The sequence below is a fragment of the Streptomyces sp. NBRC 110028 genome, from assembly GCF_001417735.1.
Lineage (GTDB): Bacteria > Actinomycetota > Actinomycetes > Streptomycetales > Streptomycetaceae > Streptomyces.
Map to the genome: position 1 here is coordinate 70,937 of NZ_BBUZ01000025.1, position 20,350 is coordinate 91,286.

A 20,350-nucleotide genomic window follows, 5' to 3' on the forward strand; every position below is an offset into this window, starting at 1 on the left:
CCGGCAACGACCCGGGCCCGGGGCTCCGGCCCCGGGTTCGGGAAGGGGCGGGGCGGGGGATCAGCCGGCCGTCGGTGGGGCGGTGCTGGCCCGCACCATCAGCTGGGTCGCCAGCTCCACGCGAGGGGAGTCGATCTCCTCGCCCCGGGCCTGCCGCAGCACCGTGCGGGCCGCCAGTTTGCCCATGTCGGCCAGGGGCTGACGCACCGTCGTCAGGGGCGGGGCGGACCAGCGGACCTCGGGGAGGTCGTCGAAGCCGACCACGCTCACATCCTCCGGCACCCGCAGCCCCCGCCTCCGCAGGGCCTCGATGGCGCCCAGGGCCATCTGGTCGCTGGAGGCGAAGACGGCGGTGGGCGGGGTGGGGGCGGCCATGAGCTGGTCGCAGCCGTGGAAACCGGATTCGTGGTAGAAGTCCCCCTGCGCGACGAGAGCCTGGTCGAACGGAACACCCGCCGCCTCCAGGGCCGCCCGGTGTCCGTCCAGCCGCGCCCGGCTGCACAGCAGCCGGGGCGGGCCCGCGATGAGGCCGATCCTGCGGTGGCCGAGGCTCAGCAGATGTTCGGTGGCGGCCATGCCGCCCGCCCAGTTGGTCGCGCCGATGGTCGGGGCCTCGAGGGCGGGGGAGCCCGCCGGGTCGACGACCACGATGGGGACGTTCAGGCGCCGCAGCTCGGCGTGGACCACCGGCTCCAGGACGGACGTCACCAGGATCACCCCGTCCGAGGCGCGGGCCCGCAGGTTCTTCAGCCACTGCCGGGCCGAGCCCGCCCGCCCGTGGATGGCGGAGACGACCGTACCGACACCGTCCTGGTGCGCGATCTCCTCCACCCCGCGGATGATCTCCACGGCCCAGGGGCTGTCGAGGTCGTTGAAGACCAGGTCGACGAGGGCGGCGCGGTCGCCGGGGGCGGTGTGACGGCGGCGGTAGCCGTGGACGCGTAGCAGGTCCTCGACCCTGGCCCGGGTCTCGGGGGAGACGTCCGACCGTCCGTTGACGACCCGCGAGACCGTGGGGACGGACACCCCGGCCTCCTGGGCGATGGCGGTGATCGTCACCTTCGGCTTGGTACCGCCGTCGGGGCCCGCGCTCTCCGTAGCCATTTCCGCCTCCTCCGTTGACGGGCCTCATGCCCGCCTCTGACTTTCCGGTCGTACCCTCGCAACCTTGCAGAAGTCTTCCGGAAAACCGGATCAGACGTGAAGAGAAGAGAGGGACAATCCCCATGAAGCTCCAGCTCCTGAGCTTACGCAGAGCCCACGCCACCACGCTGGCGGCGGTTTCCGCAGCGCTCGCCTTCGGCCCCGCCGCCCAGGCCGACGCCCACGCCGCCAACCCCACGCTGCGCGAAGTCGCCGCCCGCACCGGCCGCTTCGTCGGCACGGCCGTCAACGACGGACGGCTCGGTGGGCCGCCGCCGACCGCCTCGTCTCGTTCGCCCAGGCCAACAACCAGAAGGTGTACGGCCACACTCTGGTCTGGCACAGCCAGATGCCGGGCCGGCTGGAGAACGGCTCGTTCTCCGACACCGAGCTGCGCCCCATCATGACCCGCCCTGGGCGGCCCGGACGGGACACCGCCGCGCCGCCCGGGCGATCGCGCCTGACCCGACGCGCCTGTAAGAAATCGCGGCTCCCCGCCATTCCCAGGTGAGAGAGCCAAGATGAGGAGACGGCGCGTGACCGACGCCCAACGCTTCCGGGACCTGTACGAGGAGTGCCACCCCCGTGTGCTGGCCTACGCCGCCGGCCTGGTGGGACGGCAGGTCGGTGAGGACATCACCAGTGAGACCTTCACCGTCGCCTGGCGCCGGATGCGGGACATTCCCACGCCGCCGCTGCCGTGGCTGCTCGGCGTGGCCCGCAATCTGACCCGTGAGCTGCGGCGCCGCGACGGCCGGCAGTACGCGCTGGCCGCCGAGGAGGCGCGGCGCCTCATCACCTCGGGTGCCCGGGTCGACGACGTGGCCGCCGATGTGACCGAACGCGCGGCGGCGCTGCAGGCCCTGGCGGGGCTGTCCGCCGCCGACCGCGAGTTGCTGACGCTGGTCGCCTGGCACGGGCTGGGCCCGAAACAGGCCGCGCGCGTCCTCGGCTGTACCACCGCCACTTTCTCGGTCCGGCTGCACCGGGCCCGGCGGCGGCTGGAACGGGCCGTGGACGCGGTCGGGTTCTCTCACGCCCACCCGAAAGCAACAGTGAAGGAGCACTGACATGGCACGCACGCGGCCCGATGTCATGAAGACGCTGGCGGACGCGCGGCCCCGGGAGCTGGACCCGGACCAGCTGGCCGGTTCCGCACGCGCCCGGCACGACCTGATCACCATCCTGGCCGGTGCGCCGGAGGCGCCGGAAACCCGCCGCTCCGCCCGGCCGTTCACCTGGCGCTGGGCGCTGCCCGTCGCGGTGGCGGCGGCCGCGGCCGGGGTGGTCGTGGCGGCCCTGCCCCAGGGCCCCCAGGGCGTGGACGGCTCCCGGGCCACCGCCGGGCCCGCCACCGGCGGCCCCCGGCACACCCCCGGGAACGGCCGTCTCGCGCTGCTGAACGTGGCCGCCCGGGCGGATCGTCCCGCCGAGGAGGGCACGTACTGGCAGACCACCACACGATCGGCCTGGACCGGCGTCGTCGAGCACTCCGGGCAGACCTTCGCGGTCGTCGACTCCGAGCGGGGGCAGCGGTCCGTCGGGGTGCGGCCCGGCACGGAGAGCCTGGAGATCAGGGGGCTCGACGCCGCCGTCGAACCCCGCACCGCGCGGGACCGGGAGCGCTGGCGGGCCGCCGGACTGCCCAAGGAGGTGACGCTCGCCGCCGAGGACGACGGCGGCACGCTGGCTCTGCCGATGGAGGACCGGGGCAGGAAGCGGCCGATGGTTGACCGGACCAACCTCGGTGACGAGATCGCCGCCCTCGGCGCGCGCAATGTGACCTACGCGGACCTGCGGAAACTCCCCGGCGACGCCGCGAAGCTGAAGGAGGTGCTGGCGGATCTGTACACGGAGGACGGCGGGAGCGAGGTCAAGGACCGCACCGAGTGGATGTGGCAGCAGGCGGCCGGGCTGATCACCCTGCCGGTGAAGCCCGGGGTCCGGGCCGCCGCGTACCGCGTCATCGCGGGCCTGCCGGGCATCCGGTCGCTCGGCGAGGTGACCGACCCGCTGGGCCGCAAGGGGGTCGGTTTCGCCCTGCCCGCGGTCGAGGGGCCCGGTTACGGGGCCGTGCGGTCGGAGCTGATCGTGGACCCGGCGACCGGCGCCCTGCTGGCCGACCGGCAGACGCTGACCAAGCCGAACGCGAAGGCCGCCGAGGCGGGGCTCACGGCCGGCACGGTGGTCAACTACACCGCCACCGTGCGGGCGGAGTGGACCGACCGGCAGCTGAAGACCCCCGAATAATCGCTCGGGGCGGCCGGTAAGAAACGCCGGGCGGCGGCCACTTCCTTCTGAGAACCCCACACCGAGCAGAAGGAGCACCACATGGCCGGAACCACAGGGCGAACCGGAACGCGCCGCGGATGGCTGCGCACGGCGGTCGCGGTGTGCGCGGTCGCGCTCGGCACCCTCGGCACCCCGGCGAACGCCGCGCCGGACGCCACTTCGGGCGCCGCCACCCCGTGGAAGCTGCTGACGCCGCTGAGCGAGACCGCCTCGCGGGAGTTCTGGGACATCGCCTCGACCGGCGCCGGGGACGCCTGGACCGTGGGCCGGACGACGGACGGCCCCGCCGGGTCCACCCCGCTGATCAGGCACTGGAACGGCACCGCCTGGAGGGACGTGCCCGCCGCCTCCACCGGTGGCAAGGCCGCGCGCCTGGAGGAGGTCGCCGCCTCCGCGCCCGACGACGCCTGGGCGGCCGGCACGCTGGACGACAACACCTCCATCGTGCTCCAGCACTGGGACGGGAAGCGGTGGAACAGGACCGACCACCCCGCCGCGCCCGAGGGATCGCTCGGCTTCGTCGCCGACATCGCCACCTTCGGCAAGAAGGCCGCCTGGCTGACCGGCTTCGACTGGGATCCCAACAGCGGCGCCGACACCGGCTACCTGGAGCGCTGGACCGGCTCCGGATGGCAGAAGGTGTCGCTCCCCGCCGCACCCGGCGGCGGGGACGTGCGCCCCTCGGAGATCACCGGCACCGGACCGGACGACGTCTGGGTCACCGCCGACGCCGTCACCGGCACGGTGTCCGCACCGCTGCTGTACCACTGGAACGGCGGCGGCTGGACGGTCCGCGAGGTGCCCACCCCCAGCGCGTCGCCGACCGGCTGGACGTCCGGCCACGCCGTGGCCACCGGCCGTGACTCGGTCTATCTGGTCGGCAAGACCAACGAGGACAGGCCCGCGGCCACCATGGCCACCCGCTGGACCGGCAGCCGCTGGGAGTCGCTGCCCGCGCTCCCCGTCGAGGAGGCGAACGCCGTGGGCGCGGACGGTGCCGGACGGCTGTGGATCGCCGGCTGGACCCCGGGCGACCCCCACTCCGTGCTGTCCCGCTGGACCGGTAACGCGTGGGTGACCGAGAAGCTGCCCGCCGACGTCACCGGGAAGAGTGAGATGTCCTCGGTGCTCGGCATCGCGGGCGTCCCCGGGACGAAGGGCGTGTTCGCCGCGGGGACGGCCGGCTGCGCGAGCGATCCCGTCCAGTGCGGGATGCTGGTCTCACGCGACCTGCGCTGACATCACGTCACCGGCCCGTGTGGCGTAGGCCTGGACGGTGACCGTCTCATCGTCCAGGCACCGCCCCGTCTCCAGGTCGAAGCGCTGCTTGAGCAGCGGCGAGGCCACGAACGGCCGCCCGTCCGCCGACCCCAGCAGCCCCCGGGAGAGGACGTACGCGCCGGTGAACGGATCGCGGTTGTCGATCGCGTACGGGCGGCCCGCCCGGTCCAGGAAGACCGCCACCTGGCTGCCGTCCGGCAGCAGGGCGGCCACGCCACGGCCGGGGATGAGGTCGGTGAGGTCGCAGACCGCGAACCACCGCTGGTCGATGAGGAGTTCCACGCGGAGGTCGATCCGCTCGGGCGCCATGGTCATCGGCTCGAGGTCCCTTCGAGAGTGCGTGCGGTACGGACGGGGATGGTGGGGCCGGACAGCAGCGTCAGGTCCGGCTTGACCTGGTCGCGCTCGGGGACGAAGGCGACCGTCGGGTCGGGTGATTCGGGCGCGTTGACGAAGGAGACGAACCGCCGCAGCCGCTCCGGGTCGTTGATGGTCTCGGCCCACTCGTCGCGGTAGCCCGCCACGTGGTCGGCCATCAGCGCCTCCAGTTCGGCGCACAGCCCCAGGGAGTCGTGGACCACCACGTCCCGTACGTGGTCCAGGCCGCCCTCGATGCGCTCCAGCCAGGCCGAGGTGCGCTCCAGCCGGTCGGCGGTGCGGATGTAGAACATCAGGAAGCGGTCGATGAGCCGGATCAGCTCCTCGTCGTTCAGATCCTGGGCGAGCAGATCGGCGTGGCGCGGTTCGGCGCCGCCGTTGCCGCCGACGTACAGGTTCCAGCCGGCTGCCGTGGCGATGACGCCGAAGTCCTTGCCGCGCGCCTCGGCGCATTCGCGGGCGCAGCCGGAGACGGCCGACTTCAGCTTGTGCGGGGAGCGCAGGCCCCGGTAGCGCAGCTCCAGGTCGATGGCCATGCGCACCGAGTCCTGGACGCCGTAGCGGCACCAGGTCTGGCCCACGCAGGACTTCACGGTGCGCAGCGCCTTGCCGTACGCGTGCCCGGACTCGAACCCGGCGTCCACCAGCTTGGCCCAGATCACCGGGAGCTGGTCCACCCGGGCGCCGAACAGGTCGATCCGCTGACCGCCGGTGATCTTCGTGTAGAGGCCGAAGTCCCGGGCGATCTCGCCGATCACGATCAGCTTCTCCGGGGTGATCTCACCGCCGGGGATGCGCGGCACGATCGAATACGACCCGTTGCGCTGGAGGTTGGCCAGGAAGTGGTCGTTGGTGTCCTGCAGCGCGGCCTGTTCGCCGTCCAGGACATAGCCGCTGGTGCCCAGCGTCGGGGCGAGGGAGGCGATGATCGAGCCGACGGCCGGTTTGCACACCTCGCAGCCGTCGCCGCTGCGCGCCTCCTCGCGGCCGTGGCCCTCCAGCAGCCGCGCGTAGGTGGTGATGCGCAGGGTGCGGACGATCTCGTACAGCTCGGCGCGGGTGTACCCGAAGCAGCCGCACAGCCCCTTGTCGACGCTGATCCCGCTCGCCTCCAGCTCGTCGTTGACAAGCGTGGTGAGCGTCTTGACGCAGCTTCCGCAGCCGGTGCCCGCCTTGGTGCACTTCTTCACCTCGGGCACGGTGGCGCACCCGTGATCGGTGACCGCCGACCGGATCGAGCCCTTGGTGACGTTGTGGCAGCTGCAGATGACCGCGTCGTCCGGCAGCGCGGACGGGCCGAGCGCGGCGGGCGCGCCCAGCCCCGCGGGCAGCACCAGCTGCTCGGGGGCGACGGGCGGCACGGAACCGGTCAGCGGCCGCAGCATGCCGTACGACTCGGCGTCGCCGACCAGCACCCCGCCGAGCAGTTCGCCGCCGGCGCCGACCACCAGCTTCTTGTAGACGCCCGCCCGGGCGTCGGAGTAGACGACGTCGAGACAGCCGTCGGCGGTGCCGTGGGCGTCGCCGAAGGACGCCACGTCCACGCCGAGCAGCTTGAGCTTGGTGGAGGTGTCGGCGCCGGTGAAGCCCTCGCAGTCCACCGCGGCCAGGTCGTCGGCGACGGTCTGCGCCATCTCGTACCCGGGCGCGACCAGCCCGTACACCCGCCCGTCGGCGGTCAGCGCGCATTCGCCGATCGCGTACACCGCCGGGTCGCTGGTGCGGCAGCGCTCGTCGACGGTGATGCCGCCGCGTTCGCCGACGTCCAGCCCGCAGTCCCGGGCGAGCTGGTCGCGCGGGCGCACCCCGGCCGAGAAGATCACCAGATCGGTGTCGATGGACGAGCCGTCCGAGAGCGCCATGGCGGTCACCGCGCCGCCGGTGTCGGCGATGATCTCCTTGCCGCCGACGCCGGTGTGCACGATCAGCCCCATGTCCTCGACGGTGCGGCGCAGCGCGGCGCCGCCGCCCTCGTCCACCTGGAGCGCCATCAGCCGGGCGTTGAACTCCACGATGTGCGTGGTCAGCCCGAGCCCCTTGAGCGCGCCCGCCGCCTCCAGTCCGAGCAGCCCGCCGCCGACCACGGTGCCCGTCGCCCGGTCCTTGGCGTACTCCTCGATCGCGAGCAGGTCCTCGACCGTGCGGTAGACGAAGCAGCCCGCGCTGTCCTTGCCGTGCACCGGCGGCACGAACGGGTACGAGCCGGTGGCCAGCACGAGCGTGTCGTACGTGACGGTGAGCCCGGAGCGCGCGGTGACCGTGCGCGCCGCCCGGTCGATGGCCTCGGCCGGGTCGCCCAGGTGCAGCTCGATGCCGTGCCGCTCCATGAAGCCGTCCTCGACCATGGACAGATCGTCCGCGGTCCGGCCGGAGAAGTACGAGGTGAGCTGTACCCGGTCGTACGCGGGCCGGGGCTCCTCGCACAGCACCACGACCCGGGCGCGGCTCGTCACGCCCCGGTCGGCCAGGGCCTCCAGGAAGCGCTGGCCGACCATGCCGTGCCCGACGAGCACGATCGTGGGGGTGGCAGTCTCGGACTTCGGTGCGCTCTTCGTCATGCCAGGAAGCGTGCGGGAACGCTGTTTCCCGACCGCATCACCGTCGTTTCCCGGACGCAACGCTGCCCTCAGCGCGCGGCCTCAGCCGTTGTGAGCCCTAGCGGAGCGTGATCGGCAGCTTCTGCGGGCTGTTGCCGACGAAGCTCCGGTGCGGCACGAGCTGATCGTCCGGGACCGCCAGATCGAGGCCGGGAAAGCGGGTGAAGAGCCCTTCGAGGGCGATCACGGCCTCCATCCGGGCCAGCGGGGCGCCCAGGCAGAAGTGGGCGCCGTGGCCGAAGGACAGATGGCGCGCCGCCCGGGTCACGACGAAGCGGTCCGCGTCCGGCCCGTACTCCCGCTCGTCGCGCCCGGCGGAGGTGTACGAGGCGAGCACGGGCGTGCCCTTCGGGATCACCGCGTCGCCGACGGGCAGGTCCCGGGTGGGGTAGCGGAACGGGAAGTGGCTCACCGGGCTGTCGTACCGCAGCGTCTCCTCGACCACGTCGTCCCAGGCCGCGGCCCCGGAGCGGACCAGCTCCAGCTGGTCGCGGTGGTTGCACAGCGCCCGTACGGCGTTGGTGATCAGGTTGAGGGTGGTCTCGTGCCCGGCGATGATCGTCAGGATCAGGGTGCCGATCAGCTCCTCCTCGCTGAGCCGGTCCCCGTCCTCCGCCCGTGTCGCGATGAGCGCGCTGGTCAGGTCGTCGCCCGGGTCCTTCATCCGGGCCGCGGCCACCTGGCCGAGGATGGTCACCATCTCGCGGTTGGCCTCCGGGACCCGCTCGGGCGCGGTGGCGGTGGAGACGATCTCGTTGGACAGCTCGTGCAGCCGGTCCTGGTACGCCTCGTCGACGCCCAGGAGCCGGGAGATCACGCTCATCGGCAGCGGCAGCGCGAAGTGGCGGCGCAGATCGGCCACCCCGCCGGGGTCCGCGGCGGCGGCCTCGGCCAGCCGGTCCAGCAGGGTGCCGGTCAGCTCGTGGACGACCGGGCGCAGCGCCTCCACCCGGCGCGGGGTGAACGCCCGGGTCACCAGGGACCGCAGCCGCTTGTGGTCCTCGCCGTCGGCGGTGGTCATGCCCCGCACGGTGGCGAAGGTCAGCATCGGCCAGCCGGGCGGGATCTCACCGCTTCGCAGGGCAGCGAAGTGGCAGGCGTTCTTGGCCACGTCGGGATGGGTGAGGAAGGACTTCAGCTCCTCGTGCCGGGTGACGGCGTACGCCGTCACGTCACCGGGCAGCAGGACCGGGACCGCTGCCCCGCGTGCGCGTAACCGGGTGTTGACCGCGTGCTGGTCGTCGGGGTGCAGCCGGTGCGGCGCGGGGCCGTCAGGGGAGACGGGGGTGTCGTGCGGTACGGGGCAGCGGCCGTCGGTCATCTGCGGTCTCCTGGAGGCGAGTCGGGCGCGGGGGGCCACTGGTGGGGCGGAGGTGGGGCCGGGGCGTCGGCGGCGAGCTGCGGTGCGGAGAACCGCACGGGCAGCTTGGCCAGCCCCTTGGACCAGGGCGAGGTGATCCACGGAAGCTGCTCCTCCGGTACCGCGATCTCCAGATCGGGCAGCCGGTGGCGGAGCGTGTCCACGGCGGTACGGGTGATCAGGCGGGCCGGGTCCTGCGCCGGGCAGGTGTGCGGGCCCGCGCCGAACGCGAGGTGCGAGCGGTTGCCGACCACCGGGCGGCCGTCCTCCGGAAGCACCTCCGGATCGGCGTTCGCCCCGGCCAGCCCCAGGATCAGCATGTCCCCGGCGCGGATGTCCTGGCCGGCCAGGCGCACATCGCGGGTGGCGTAGCGGCCGGGGAAGTTCTGGGTCGGCGGCTGGCGCCACAGCACCAGGTCCAGCGCGTCGTCCACGGTGAGGTGGCCGCGGGCCAGCGAGGAGCGGAACGCGGGATCGGTGAGCAGGATCTGCGTGGTGGAGGCAATCCAGTTCACGGTGGTGTTGTTTCCCGCGACGATGATCACCACCAGGTTGTGCAGCACTTCCTCGTCGCTCAGCCCGACCGGGTGCTCCAGCAGCCAGGAGGTGAGGTCCGCGCCCGGCCGCTGCTTCTTCCAGGCGATCAGCTCCAGCAGGATGCGGCCCATCCGCTTGTTGGCGCCGGTGGCGGCCACGGTCGGGGCGACGATCGTGGTCAGCGTCTCGACCAGCCGCGGTCCGCTCTCCTCGTCGAGCCCCAGCAACTCGGTGACCACCTGCAGCGGCAGGACGCGCGCGTACTGCGCCACCAGGTCGGCCCGGTGCCGATCGGCGAACCCGGCGACCAGCCGCTCCGCGGTGGCCCGCACCATACGGATCAGCTCGTGCCCGTTCACCCGGCCCAGCGCGTCGGCCACCGCCGAACGCATCCGGCGGTGCTGCGCACCGTCGGCGAACAGCAGCGCGGGCCGCCAGCCCACCAGCGGCATCAGCGGCGAATCGGCCGGCACCCGGCCGTCGCGCAGCGGGGTCCAGCGGCGCGGATCGTGCGAGAAGTACTGCTCGTCACGGGTGAGATGGAGCAGTTCGCGGTGGCCGATGACGAGCCACGCCTCGATCCCGGGCGCGATCTCGACCGGCACCACATTGCCGTGGTCGCGGCGCATCCGCTCGTAACTCTCGGTCAGCGGCCCGTCCAGCGCCGCCCCGTACAGGGGCACCCGCTGCATCGCCGTACCGGCCGCGCCCGACGCCGTCATGTCGCCTCCGTGACGGACTCGATGAGATGGCTCACCAGCGAGATCAGCGCCTTGACCGACGACCTGTGCTCGCGCGCGTCACAGATGACCAGCGGGGTGTGGGGGAGCAGATCGAGCGCCGAGCGCAGATCGTCCTCTGTGTGCAGGACGCTGTCCGGGAAGGAGTTGACGGCCACCGAGAACGGAACGTCCAGGTCCTCCAGATGGCCGATGGCGTCGAAGGACGCCTCCAGATCGCGGGTGTCGACCAGCGCGAGCGCGCCCAGGGCGCCGCGCGCCAGGTCCTTCCACGCGGGCAGGAAACGCTGCTGGCCGGGGGTGCCGAAGAGGTACAGAACCAGATCGCCGCCCAGCGTGATCCGCCCGAAGTCCAGCGCGACGGTGGTGGTGGACTTCGTCGGCCGCACCGCCGTGTCCAGCCGGGCGCCCGCCCGGCTCATGGTCGCCTCGGTGGACAGCGGCTTGATCTCCGACACGGTGCCGATCAGCGTGGTCTTGCCGACCCCCATCGGCCCGACGACCAGGATCTTCGCCGCGCCGGACACGCTGGGCTGGACGTACATGACCGTCGCGTCGTCCATGTCGTCCATGCCGTCCATGCCGTCCACGTCATCCACGCCGTTCACGGGCGCCGTGCTGTCCGTGCCGTTCATGCCGTGGGTGTCATCCATGTCGTCGTCCACGCCGTTCGCACCCTCCACGCCGTTCGCACCGCCGGTGCGGCCGGTGTCGGGCATCGAGATCTCAGAGCTTGCTTTCAAGCCCATCGAGCACCTTCCTCAGCAAGTCCATATCGGCGCGCTCGGCCACCCGGATGGGCGGGCGCGCCACGATGTGCCCCCAGTCGATGAGATCGGCGAGCAGCACCTGCACCACGGCAGGTGGCTGACCGAGGTGAGCGGCGACCTCCGCCACCGACAGCAGCCCCTGACAGCGGCGGACGATCCGCCGGTACTCGGGCTGAAGGGCCGGGGGCAGGGCGCTTCCGGAGGCCTGCACCAGCGTCTCCAGCGGCAGAGCGTCCCGTGAGGAACCCGCACGCCCGCGTGTGATCACGTACGGGCGCACCGCGGTCGTGGTTCGTTCCTCATCGGGCTCGGTCATGGCGCGCTGATCTGCTCCCGTGGCCGGCTGCTCAGATGGGCGCCGATTTTCGCCACCAGCACCTGCATCTGCTGGGCCACCAGGCCGACATCCGCCTCCGTGCCGGTGGCCACGCCCAGGGAGGCGCCCTGACCGGCCGAGGTGAACAGGACGAAACCGCCGTCCGACTCGATCATCAGCTGTCTCACCCCCGCCTCCTCGCCGAAGAGCAGCGACACCGTGGACTGGCTGGTCACCGTCAGCGCCGCGCAGGCCGCGGCCAGCGACTCGGCCTCGGCGACGCCCAGTTCGGAGACCTCTCCCGTCAGTCCCTCGGCGGAGCCGTGCCCCATGCGCAGACCGTCCTCCGAGACGACGACGGCGTGCCGCACCCCCGGAATCCGGGTCAAAGGACGCAGCATCCATCCAACGTCGGGCAGCCTGGATATGGTTCCGGCCACTACCGGCCTCCTTCTCGGTCCTCGTGATCTTCTCGGTCCCCGTCCCCGTCCCTGTCCCCGTCCCTGTCCCCGTCCCCGTCCCGGCCGTGATCAGGAACGCGCACCCGGTCGGTGTCCGCGGCCTCGGCCCGCCCGCGGCGGGTGCCGGACACCACGCTCGCGATGGAGGCCCGGGCGGCCTCGGGGGTCCACGGGTCGGCGTCCGCGACGGCCTGCGGGACGTCATCGGCGCCCGGGGCGGCCGTACGCGGGCTCGCGGGCGGGGGCGTATGCGGGGTCGTACGCGGGGTCGTACGCGGGGTCGTACGGCGCCGGTTGCGGCGCTGCGGAAGGCCGCCGCCGCCCGCCGTGGGGGCGTCCCCCGCCGCGGCCGCCGGGTCCGCGCGGGCGGGCTCCGCCATCACCGGCTCGATGACCACCGGCTCGGCGTCCGTCTCCGGGGCGCTGTCCACCGGCTCGGTCAGCAGCCGGTGCGGTACGAAGACCACGACCCGGGTCCCGCCGTACGCCGAGGCGGCCGACAGCTCGACGCCGAAGCCCAGCTCCCGCGACCATCGCCCCACACAGGCGAGGCCCAGCCGCGGGACCGCTCCCAACTGGGCCAGATCCAGACCCTCGCGCAGCTGTCCGGTGGCCTGTGCCAGGACGTCCGTCGGCATGCCGAGGCCCGCGTCGTCGATCTCGATGACCGCGCCCGCCGCCACCTCCCGGACGGAGACGGCCACCTGGGTGCGGGACGGGGAGAACACCGTCGCGTTCTCCAGCAGTTCGGCGACCGCGTGCATCAGCCCTTCGACGGCCGGTGCCACCGCGTACAGCGTCTGCCCCCCGTGCACCTCCACCCGCCCGAACTCCACGATCCGCGACTGGGCGCCGCGCACGCAGTCGAAGAGCGTCACCGGCCGGGTCTCCCGCCGGGCGGGCCAGATCCCGCACATCACCAGCAGGGTCTGCGCCTTGCGGGTCATCTGCGCGGCGGCGTGGTCGGCCTTCATCACCTCGGCCATCAGCCGCGCGTCGGCCACGTGCTGCTCCAGACCGTCGAGCACCTGCTGCTGCACGGTCGACATGGCGTGCATGTTCCGGGCCACGGACTCGAACGACGCCTGGACGGAGTCGCGCAGCATCCGCTCCCGGCGGGCCGCCTCGTCCAGCTCCGCCCGTACGGCCGCCAGCCGGGCGATCTCCTCGGCGCGCTCGGCGGCGCGCGCCCGCTCCCGCTCGGCGGTCGCGCGTTCCTGTTCGGCGACGGCCCGTTCCCGCTCCGTCGCCGCCCGGGACCGGGCGAGGGCTCCGCGCAGTCTGGAGACCCACATCAGCCCCAGGAGCGACACCAGCACCACAACGACGGACAAAGCCACGATGACGGCCACCGTCCCCGATAGCACCTAGGACACCTCCATCCGGGACACGGCCATGAACCGGGCAGATACTACTCATCAACTGATCAGTGTCGCTTGGTAGTTGCCAAACTCTCACCCGTGACGGATCACGCCTTCACAGCGGCCCGAACATGCGGTAGGCGCAGGCCGCATCCAGGCTTCGGCACGCCGGACCATAGGCTCCCGACCATGCCTGACATACCGCTGATGACGTTGCTCCTGCTCTGCCTGGCCGCCGGGGCGGCCGGCTGGATCGACGCCGTCGTCGGAGGCGGGGGCCTGCTGCTGCTCCCCGCCCTGCTGGTCGGACTGCCGGGCTTCCAGCCCACGTACATCCTCGGCACCAACAAGGCGATCGCCATCTGCGGTACGACGGGCGCCGCCGTCACGTACACCCGCAAGGCCCCGGTGGACGTCCGGATCGCCGTACGCATCGGCATCGCGGCCGCCATCGGCTCCCTGGCCGGTGCCTCCCTCGCCTCCGGCATCGACGGCGCCGTCCTGCGCCCGCTCATCATGGTCGTCCTGCTGGCGGTCCTCGCGTTCGTCCTCCTCCGCCCCGCCTTCGGCACCGCCCCCGCCCTCGCCGGCCCGCTGTCCCGCCACCGCGTGCTCGCCGCGGTGCTGGGCGTGGGCCTCGGCATCGGCTTCTACGACGGCCTGATCGGCCCGGGCACCGGCACCTTCCTGGTCATCGCCCTGGCCGCGACGCTGGGCACCGACCTGGTCACCTCCTCGGCCACCGCCAAGGTCGTCAACGTCTGCACGAACGTGGGCGCCCTGGTCACCTTCGGTTTCCAGGGCACGGTGCTGTGGCGCCTGGCCGCGCTCCTGGCCTGTTTCAACCTGGCGGGCGGCATGGTGGGCGCGCGCATGGCCCTGAAGCGGGGCAGCGGCTTCGTCCGCGGCATCCTGGTGCTGGTCGTGGTCTCCCTGGTGGTCAAGCTGGGCTACGACCAGTGGCTGTCCTGAGCCGGGTCCGGCGACTTCGGGCGGTTGGCGGTGACCAGCCAGGCAGGGGTGCGCCTCGGCAACTCTGGCCATCGGTCTCATACCCTTCGCCTGACCAGGCGTCTTCCAGCGGATGAGACCGCGGGGAGCGGCAGGCGACACAAGGAGCGGAAATGACAACGGGGATACGCGGCGGCAGGGTCAACCCATGGACATCGGTGCGACGCACAGCCGCCCTGGTGGTGTTCGCGTGGGCGGCCGCGGCGGCCACCACCTGGGTCGCCTACCTGGCCGTGGGCTCGGAGGCGGTGCCGATCGCGGTCGGGCTGGTCCTCTGCCTCGTCTTCATCGTGCTGCTGAGCCTGCTCCACCGCGCCTTCTGGCTGGCCGTGCTGGCCGCCGCCCCCGGGCTGTTCGTCCTCGTCGGGGCGGTCCAGTACGCGCCCGAAGCGGCCCTGGAGCGGCGTGGCGTACGCGAGAGCGTGGTGATCGTGGCGGACAGCGCGGCCGGTACGTCCGGCGACAACCATCGCTTCACCCTCCGTGGCACGGACGGAAAGGAGCTGAAGGAGAAGCTGGAGTACGGCGGTGACACCTGGGCTCCGAAGGTGGGCGAACGGCTGGACGTCCTGCGGGATCCGGAGGGCGAGGTGCCGATGGAGCAAGCGGATGAGGTGGACGCCGCTGGCAGGCTGGGCGGTCTGATCGGCGGCACGGTGACGTGGACGCTGATGGCGGTCCTGGCGGGTCGCCGTGGTCATGTCCGCCGTGGCCGGGGGATCGGGATGCCGGGCCCCGGCTGATGGCCGTCATGGGGAACACGGCGCCGTCGGGAGGGGTTTCAGGAGGCATGGCTGTCATCCATAAAACCACCATGCGCCCCACCAAGCTGGAGCTTCTGACGTCCTGGCTACCCGCCCAGCCGTGGTATCCCGGCGCGGGCCGCGAGCCGGAGCTGTCCAGGGCCGGGGGCTTCCGGCTCGATGACCCGCAGGGCGAAGTGGGGATCGAGTTCATGGTGGTCAGGGACGATTCCGGGGACCGCCCCGTCTGGTACCACCTGCCGCTCAGCTACCGCGCCGCCCCGCTCGGCGGGGCCGAACAGGCCTTGATCGGCACGTCGGAGCACGGGGTGCTGGGGCGGCGGTGGGTGTACGACGGGACCCATGACCCGGTCCTCGTCGCCCAGCTGTTCGCCCTCCTCCAGGGCCGCGCCGAGCCGCAGATGCAGAGCGTGTCCGACGCTCCCGATCCGTCCGTCACCGTCCAGGCGGCCGACGTTCCGGACGCGGTGGGCGCCGCGTCCGTCACCAACGGGCCGGACGGGACCCGCCTCGCGGTGGCGGAGGGGCGGCTGACCCTCGACGTGAGGCGCGTCCTCGAACCGGCTGGGCAGGCGCCCGAGGCCCAGGGGCATGTCATCGCCACCTGGCAGCTGTCCGACGGCGGCGAGAGCCGGGGCGTGTTCGCCGTCCTCAGCCGAGCGCTGCGGTGAACGGGCCGCCGGTGCCGAACGCCGCGTCGGCGAAGCGTTCGCCGATGCGGCGGTGGGCGGCCGCGTCCGGGTGCAGCTGGTCGGGCAGCGGCAGCTCGGCGAAGTCGGCCTCGCCGTAGAGGTCGCGTCCGTCGAGGTAGTGCAGATGGGGGTCGTCGGCCGCCCGCTGCCGCACGATGCGGGCCAGCTCGTCTCGTACGACGGTGAGCGTCAGCTTCCCCGCCGCACGCTCCGCGGGGTCGCCCGTGGCCCGGAATTGGAGCCTCCCCTCGCTGATCCGGGAGAAGTCCGGGGCGCTGGGGCCGGGGGTGTCCTCGTGGATGGGGCAGTACGTGGCGGAGACGACCAGCAGCGGCGTGCGGGGGTGACCCTCGCGGAGGGTGTCGAGGAAGCCGTGCACCGCCGGGCCGAAGGCGCGCAGCCGCATCAGATCGGCGTTGACCAGATTGATACCGATCTTGACGCTGATCAGATCCGCCGGAGTGTCCCGCATCGCACGGGCGGTGAACGGGTCGAGCAGGGCGCTGCCGCCCAGCCCGAGGTTGATCAGCTCCACGCCGCCGAGCGAGGCGGCCAGCGCGGGCCAGGTCGTGCTGGCGCTCTCGGCGTTGGAGCCATGGCTGAGGGAACTGCCGTGGTGCAGCCACACTGTGCGGCCCCTGTCCGGTACGGCCTCGACGGCGGCGTCCGTGCGCAGGGCGACCAGCTCGGTGATCTCGTTGTACGGCAGCCAGATCTCGACGTCCTTCATGTGGTCGGGCAGCCCGGAGAACCGTACGGTGCCGACCGGGCCCGGGGTGGTCTCCACCGATCCGGTGGTCATGTCCGCCGTCCGGACGTTGCCGCCGGTCACACTGGCCCGCGCGGTCAGGCGGCCGTCGATACGCAGGTCGTACACCCCGTCGGGGCGGGGCGGAGCGCCCCGGTAGGCCATCTTGGTGCGGAGCGCGTCCAGTTCGACGGCCGTGGCCCGGGTGCGGAACACCAGCCGTACGCCGGAGGACTGAGCCTCCGCCATGGCCAACTGCCCGTCGGCGCACTGCGCGCGGGCCCGGGCCGGCAACCGGTGCGGCAGCAGCCCGTGCGCGGTGCGCTCCAGATCGAGAGCGCCGCGCAGGAGTTCAGGGGTGATGGGGGTGGTCAGCTCGGTCCGTCGTCGCTCAGGCATAAGAGATTATGGATTTGCCTAATAGATTTAGGCAAGTTCGGGTCCGGTGCGGTCAACCTCACCTCTCTCTCTGAAGTGCTGACGCCGACGCCCGGCCTCGGCCACCGTCTGATCCGCCTGGGCGAGACCCTCGACGACGGGGGCCGGGCCACGACCACGACCACGACACCGGCGGCGGGGGCGGCGGTGGTGACTGACGTAGGCAGGGGTGCTCAGGCCCTCGGGGGAGACGCCCTGACATGATCGAGGGGTGAAGGCCACGGGGAAACGATGGACGCATCTCGCCCTGTATCTGGGGCTGGTGTGGGCGGCCGGGGCACTGGTGGTGCCGCGCACCTACCGCATCGGCTTCCGGCACGGGCTCGGACTCGACGTCGACCGGCTGCCCGCCGTCGCGATCGGCGCGGCCGCCATGGTCAGCGTGCTCGCGGTCGGCGTGGCGCCGGTGGGCCATGTGGTGCGGCCGTGCCACACGGCGGGCGGACGGCTCGGCTGGGCCACGACGGTGTTCCTCGGCGGCACGGTCGGGCTCGCGGCGGGCATCGGGGCCTGGCGCTCCGGTGCGCTGCACGTGGGCGGGCCCGCACAGCGCGCCGCACTGTGCGGGGTGCCGTACGCGCTGGTGGCCGCGCTGTTCATCGCGGGGGTGACGGTGCGCCTGATCTCCGGAGTGGCGGTGCTCGGGGTGATGGCGTACGGCACGGCCGTCACGCACAAGTCCCAGCAGGAGAGGGAGATGCGGGGCCTGATGTCCGGCACCTCACTGGCCCGCCAGGAGCTGCTGCTGCCCGACGCGCCCGCCGGATACCGCGTGGACGCGGGCAACGGGAACCTGACGGTCGACGGCTTCCGCGTCCACTACCTCCCGTACGTCCCGGGCGCGGCCGACGTGGCGTTCATGGTGACGCGCGAGCACGGGCCGGGCGGTGACGGCATCGCCGGGACGACCCGGCACCTCGGCAGCGGGGTCGTCGAGGTCGTCCTGTGGGCGCACCGCGACGGGATGCGGCTCACGGTGACCGCACGCGGCACGAGCGGCCCGGCCGACCACGACGAGCTGCGCCGCATGCTGCGCACCGCGCGCCCGGCCAGCGACGCCGAGGTACTGCGCGCCCTGCGGCGCCCCGCCGCCTGACCGGCGGCGCCCTCGCGCCGGGCGCCAGAACGGGTGACCTGCCGCGATATCCGCTAGTGCCGCGTCAGCCAAGGTTCACCCCGCTCGCCGCCCTGGCACGGCCATCTGCGGCGTTGCCGAATCGACCGAGTAGGCCCACTACGAGGCCGATCCGGCGCCTTGCATCTGACCGCACCAGGACGCCTCGCTACCGGGCAAACCTTGACTGACGCGGCACTAGCCGTCGCCCTCGGCGGCGGTCAGGCGGAGCAGGAGCGCCGCGGGGGTGTGGGGGAGCGCGACGGTGAGTTCGGCGCGGTCCGGGAACCACGTCGTGCCCGAAGCGGCGGCCGGGTGGAGGTGGTCGACACGCAGCGCGCGGCCCGCCAAGTGGGGGAGCGGCACGGCCCGTTCGGGTGCCTCGCCGCCCCGGCGCCAGAGGGCCAGGTACGTCCGCCCGGTCCGGCCCTCGCCGGTACGCAGCCCCAGCGCCACCCACGCGTCCTCCCAGCCCGGCAGCCCCAGCGGCCAGAAGGGGACGGCGGAGGGCAGGTCGGGGCGGACCTGCCGGTACACCGCGAGGGCGTCGCGTACGAGGTCCAGTTGGGCCGGTGTCATCCGGTCGAGGTGGCCCGACAGGTGGACCCGGCCCAGCAGGGCACCGGTCAGCGTGAAGCGGATCTCGTCGTCGGTGAAGCCGGGCTGCGGGTACGCCCACACCGCGCCCTGCTCCGGTGGCACCGCGGTCGGGGCGGCGGCGGCGATGGGCGGGCAGCGGAGCGGATCCTGCTGGTCGCTGGTGGACTGGAGCTGGGTGAGGGCGAGTGAGGAGCCGTCCATGCGCATACCGCCCGAGGCGCAGTTCTCGATGACGAGGGCGGGGTGGCGGTCGAGCACTTCGGCCAGCCAGCGCCGGTAGGCGCGGGCGTGGGCGAGCAGGCCGGCGCCGGGGGCGGCACGGCCGTGTTCCGGATCCCAGTCCGTGCCCGGGGCGACGCTGATGTTGTAGTCGAGCTTGAGGTAGCCGACGCCCCAGTCGCCGACGATGCGGTCGACGGCCGTGTCGAGGTGGCGGCGGGCGGCGGGGTGGCGCAGGTCGAGGTGGTGGCGGCCGTCTTCGGTGAGGCGTACGCCGTCGCGCTGGAAGAAGGCGTCGTCCGGCAGTTCGGCGGCCACCGGGCTGCGGACGCCGACGACTTCGGGCTCCAGCCACAGCCCGGGGACCATGCCGAGGGAGCGGATGCGGTCGAGGACGGCCTGAAGCCCGCCGGGGAAGCGGCGGGTGGAGGGCTGCCAGGCGCCGACGCCGTCCCACCAGGCGCCGGTGTCGTCGTACCAGCCCGCGTCGACGCAGAAGTACTCGGCCCCGGCCCGGGCGGCGGCGTCGATCAGGGGCAGCAGCCGCTCGGTGGTGGGGTCGCCCATCAGGGTGTTCATGTAGTCGTTGAACACGACGGGCAGGGCGGTGTGGTCGGGATGCGGGCGCCGGACAGCCCGGCGGTACGCGGTGAGGTGGGCCATCGCCGCGTCGAAACCGCCCCGGCCGGCGAGCGCGAGGGCGGCGGGGACGGTCGTGAACGACGCGCCGGGTTCGAGCCGCATCCGCCACTGGTGCTCGGCGTCGGTCGGGCCGCCGAGCGCCACGTACGTCCCGTGGGCGCGCTCCCCGGCCTCCCACCGCCACCCCACCGGCGACTCGATCTGCCAGAGCCAGGCCCGGCCGGTGGCGCGCTCGGTCAGGGCGCCCATCGGCAGATGGCCATCGGTGGGCCAGCTGCCGACACCGCCGAGGACGAGGGCGGCGCGGCTGTCGCGGCCGTGGGCGCCTCGCGACAGGTCCACGACCCGGTCGCGCAGCGGTACGGCGACCCAACGGCACTCGGCCAGCCACTCGTTGTGCGCCCAGTGCACGTCGAGGGCGTCGGGGGAGGGGAGGCCGCCGAGGACGAGGCCGGGGACGGCCTGGACGACGAGCGGGCCGGTGCCCTCGTTGGTCAGCCGCACCTCGGAGCGCAGCACCGGCAGGCCGTCGGGGGAGGAGAGGCGGACCTCGGCGGTGAGGCCGGAGCCGGGGTCGTGGAGGTCGAGCGTCAGCCGGTGCCAGCCGCGTTCGCCCCTCTCGCCTTGGCCCGTCCCGGTCCGGTGGCCGCGGTACCGCAGCCGCGCGCCGAGCGCCGTCTCGATGCCGCGCTGCCCCGACCACTCGCTGCCGTAGCCGAGCGCCAGCACCTCCACCACCGGCAGCGGTGCGCCCTCGTCCGGCGGAGCGGCCTCGCCCGGGGGCCCCAGCCGCATCAGCCGGAGCACCCCGTCCGGCCCGGTCGCGAACGCGGCCGTGAGCGCCGCATGGCCCCAGGTGAACGTCTGCAGCACGCCACGCCCCTTC

The 20,350-nt window shown here is 73.1% G+C and carries 18 protein-coding genes and 1 pseudogene; 8 read left to right on the forward strand and 11 right to left on the reverse strand.

The window, feature by feature from the left end; translation table 11 throughout:
- Positions 1-60 precede the first annotated feature (60 nt).
- A complete protein-coding gene (locus tag ASC60_RS12875) occupies positions 61-1,104 on the reverse strand; it encodes a LacI family DNA-binding transcriptional regulator (protein ID WP_055550213.1) in 1,044 nt (347 codons plus the stop codon).
- Between the two features lie 346 nt (positions 1,105-1,450).
- Between ASC60_RS12875 and ASC60_RS42820 the strand changes: the two are divergent.
- The 4 genes and pseudogenes from ASC60_RS42820 to ASC60_RS12890 form a co-directional block, all read left to right on the forward strand.
- Positions 1,451-1,654: pseudogene (locus ASC60_RS42820) on the forward strand (endo-1,4-beta-xylanase); the annotation flags it as partial.
- A 25-nt stretch (positions 1,655-1,679) separates the two neighbouring features.
- Positions 1,680-2,213 carry an RNA polymerase sigma factor gene (locus ASC60_RS12880; RefSeq protein ID WP_055550215.1) on the forward strand — a complete coding sequence of 178 codons (534 nt, stop codon included), beginning with the start codon at positions 1,680-1,682 and terminating at the stop codon, positions 2,211-2,213.
- A 1-nt stretch (position 2,214) separates the two neighbouring features.
- A complete protein-coding gene (locus ASC60_RS12885) occupies positions 2,215-3,393 on the forward strand; it encodes a CU044_5270 family protein (protein ID WP_055550217.1) in 1,179 nt (392 codons plus the stop codon).
- An 81-nt stretch (positions 3,394-3,474) separates the two neighbouring features.
- Entirely contained in the window at positions 3,475-4,674 is a 1,200-nt protein-coding gene (locus ASC60_RS12890; RefSeq protein WP_234356923.1) for a hypothetical protein, read from the forward strand.
- Here the strand turns inward: ASC60_RS12890 and nirD are convergent.
- The 8 genes from nirD to ASC60_RS12930 all read right to left on the reverse strand — a co-directional run bounded on the left by nirD (position 4,657) and on the right by ASC60_RS12930 (position 13,242).
- Positions 4,657-5,031, reverse strand: coding sequence for a nitrite reductase small subunit NirD (nirD, locus tag ASC60_RS12895; protein WP_055550219.1), 375 nt, complete (start codon positions 5,029-5,031; stop codon positions 4,657-4,659). The genes ASC60_RS12890 and nirD overlap by 18 nt on opposite strands.
- Positions 5,028-7,652, reverse strand: a complete 2,625-nt coding sequence (nirB, locus tag ASC60_RS12900; protein WP_055550221.1) for a nitrite reductase large subunit NirB — start codon at positions 7,650-7,652, stop codon at positions 5,028-5,030. The genes nirD and nirB overlap by 4 nt, the downstream gene beginning before the upstream one ends.
- A 97-nt stretch (positions 7,653-7,749) precedes the next feature.
- Complete coding sequence (locus ASC60_RS12905) at positions 7,750-9,012, reverse strand: cytochrome P450 (RefSeq protein WP_055550223.1); 1,263 nt, start codon at positions 9,010-9,012, stop codon at positions 7,750-7,752.
- Positions 9,009-10,310: a cytochrome P450 gene (locus ASC60_RS12910; RefSeq protein ID WP_055550225.1), complete on the reverse strand. Its 1,302-nt coding sequence runs from the start codon at positions 10,308-10,310 to the stop codon at positions 9,009-9,011. The genes ASC60_RS12905 and ASC60_RS12910 overlap by 4 nt, the downstream gene beginning before the upstream one ends.
- Positions 10,307-11,071: an ATP/GTP-binding protein gene (locus tag ASC60_RS12915; protein WP_370592909.1), complete on the reverse strand. Its 765-nt coding sequence runs from the start codon at positions 11,069-11,071 to the stop codon at positions 10,307-10,309. Before ASC60_RS12915 ends, ASC60_RS12910 begins: the two co-directional genes overlap by 4 nt.
- Positions 11,055-11,414 carry a DUF742 domain-containing protein gene (locus tag ASC60_RS12920; RefSeq protein ID WP_055550227.1) on the reverse strand — a complete coding sequence of 120 codons (360 nt, stop codon included), beginning with the start codon at positions 11,412-11,414 and terminating at the stop codon, positions 11,055-11,057. Before ASC60_RS12920 ends, ASC60_RS12915 begins: the two co-directional genes overlap by 17 nt.
- Complete coding sequence (locus ASC60_RS12925; RefSeq protein ID WP_055550229.1) at positions 11,411-11,854, reverse strand: roadblock/LC7 domain-containing protein; 444 nt, start codon at positions 11,852-11,854, stop codon at positions 11,411-11,413. The genes ASC60_RS12920 and ASC60_RS12925 overlap by 4 nt, the downstream gene beginning before the upstream one ends.
- On the reverse strand, positions 11,854-13,242 hold the full coding sequence (locus ASC60_RS12930; protein ID WP_079038366.1) for an ATP-binding protein: 1,389 nt from the start codon (positions 13,240-13,242) through the stop codon (positions 11,854-11,856). Before ASC60_RS12930 ends, ASC60_RS12925 begins: the two co-directional genes overlap by 1 nt.
- A gap of 183 nt (positions 13,243-13,425) precedes the next feature.
- On the opposite strand from ASC60_RS12930, the gene ASC60_RS12935 reads away from it, so the two are divergent.
- From ASC60_RS12935 to ASC60_RS12945, 3 genes are all read left to right on the forward strand, one after another.
- Positions 13,426-14,208: a sulfite exporter TauE/SafE family protein gene (locus tag ASC60_RS12935; RefSeq protein ID WP_055550231.1), complete on the forward strand. Its 783-nt coding sequence runs from the start codon at positions 13,426-13,428 to the stop codon at positions 14,206-14,208.
- A gap of 197 nt (positions 14,209-14,405) precedes the next feature.
- On the forward strand, positions 14,406-14,990 hold the full coding sequence (locus ASC60_RS12940) for a hypothetical protein (protein ID WP_234356924.1): 585 nt from the start codon (positions 14,406-14,408) through the stop codon (positions 14,988-14,990).
- A 47-nt stretch (positions 14,991-15,037) separates the two neighbouring features.
- The gene (locus ASC60_RS12945; RefSeq protein WP_055550235.1) at positions 15,038-15,682 is read left to right on the forward strand and encodes a hypothetical protein; all 645 of its coding nucleotides are present in this window, start codon (positions 15,038-15,040) and stop codon (positions 15,680-15,682) included.
- On the opposite strand, the gene ASC60_RS12950 is transcribed toward ASC60_RS12945, so the two are convergent.
- A complete protein-coding gene (locus ASC60_RS12950; protein WP_055550236.1) occupies positions 15,663-16,850 on the reverse strand; it encodes a GDSL-type esterase/lipase family protein in 1,188 nt (395 codons plus the stop codon). The two genes, ASC60_RS12945 and ASC60_RS12950, sit on opposite strands and share 20 nt — an antisense overlap.
- Positions 16,851-17,100: 250 nt before the next feature.
- On the opposite strand from ASC60_RS12950, the gene ASC60_RS12955 reads away from it, so the two are divergent.
- On the forward strand, positions 17,101-17,985 hold the full coding sequence (locus ASC60_RS12955) for a hypothetical protein (RefSeq protein ID WP_055550238.1): 885 nt from the start codon (positions 17,101-17,103) through the stop codon (positions 17,983-17,985).
- Between the two features lie 216 nt (positions 17,986-18,201).
- Here the strand turns inward: ASC60_RS12955 and ASC60_RS12960 are convergent, their stop codons facing one another.
- Entirely contained in the window at positions 18,202-20,337 is a 2,136-nt protein-coding gene (locus tag ASC60_RS12960) for an alpha-galactosidase (RefSeq protein WP_055550241.1), read from the reverse strand.
- Positions 20,338-20,350: the final 13 nt, after the last annotated feature.

Bases quoted from the DNA above. Each gene is read 5' to 3' on its own strand.
- nirD (WP_055550219.1), bottom strand. From the start codon at position 5,031: ATGACCATGGCGCCCGAGCGGATCGACCTCCGCGTGGAACTCCTCATC.
- ASC60_RS12920 (WP_055550227.1), bottom strand. From the start codon at position 11,414: ATGACCGAGCCCGATGAGGAACGAACCACGACCGCGGTGCGCCCGTAC.
- ASC60_RS12945 (WP_055550235.1), top strand. From the start codon at position 15,038: ATGGCTGTCATCCATAAAACCACCATGCGCCCCACCAAGCTGGAGCTT.
- ASC60_RS12935 (WP_055550231.1), top strand. From the start codon at position 13,426: ATGCCTGACATACCGCTGATGACGTTGCTCCTGCTCTGCCTGGCCGCC.
- ASC60_RS12875 (WP_055550213.1), bottom strand. From the start codon at position 1,104: ATGGCTACGGAGAGCGCGGGCCCCGACGGCGGTACCAAGCCGAAGGTG.
- ASC60_RS12890 (WP_234356923.1), top strand. From the start codon at position 3,475: ATGGCCGGAACCACAGGGCGAACCGGAACGCGCCGCGGATGGCTGCGC.
- ASC60_RS12950 (WP_055550236.1), bottom strand. From the start codon at position 16,850: ATGCCTGAGCGACGACGGACCGAGCTGACCACCCCCATCACCCCTGAA.
- ASC60_RS12885 (WP_055550217.1), top strand. From the start codon at position 2,215: ATGGCACGCACGCGGCCCGATGTCATGAAGACGCTGGCGGACGCGCGG.
- ASC60_RS12910 (WP_055550225.1), bottom strand. From the start codon at position 10,310: ATGACGGCGTCGGGCGCGGCCGGTACGGCGATGCAGCGGGTGCCCCTG.
- ASC60_RS12905 (WP_055550223.1), bottom strand. From the start codon at position 9,012: ATGACCGACGGCCGCTGCCCCGTACCGCACGACACCCCCGTCTCCCCT.
- nirB (WP_055550221.1), bottom strand. From the start codon at position 7,652: ATGACGAAGAGCGCACCGAAGTCCGAGACTGCCACCCCCACGATCGTG.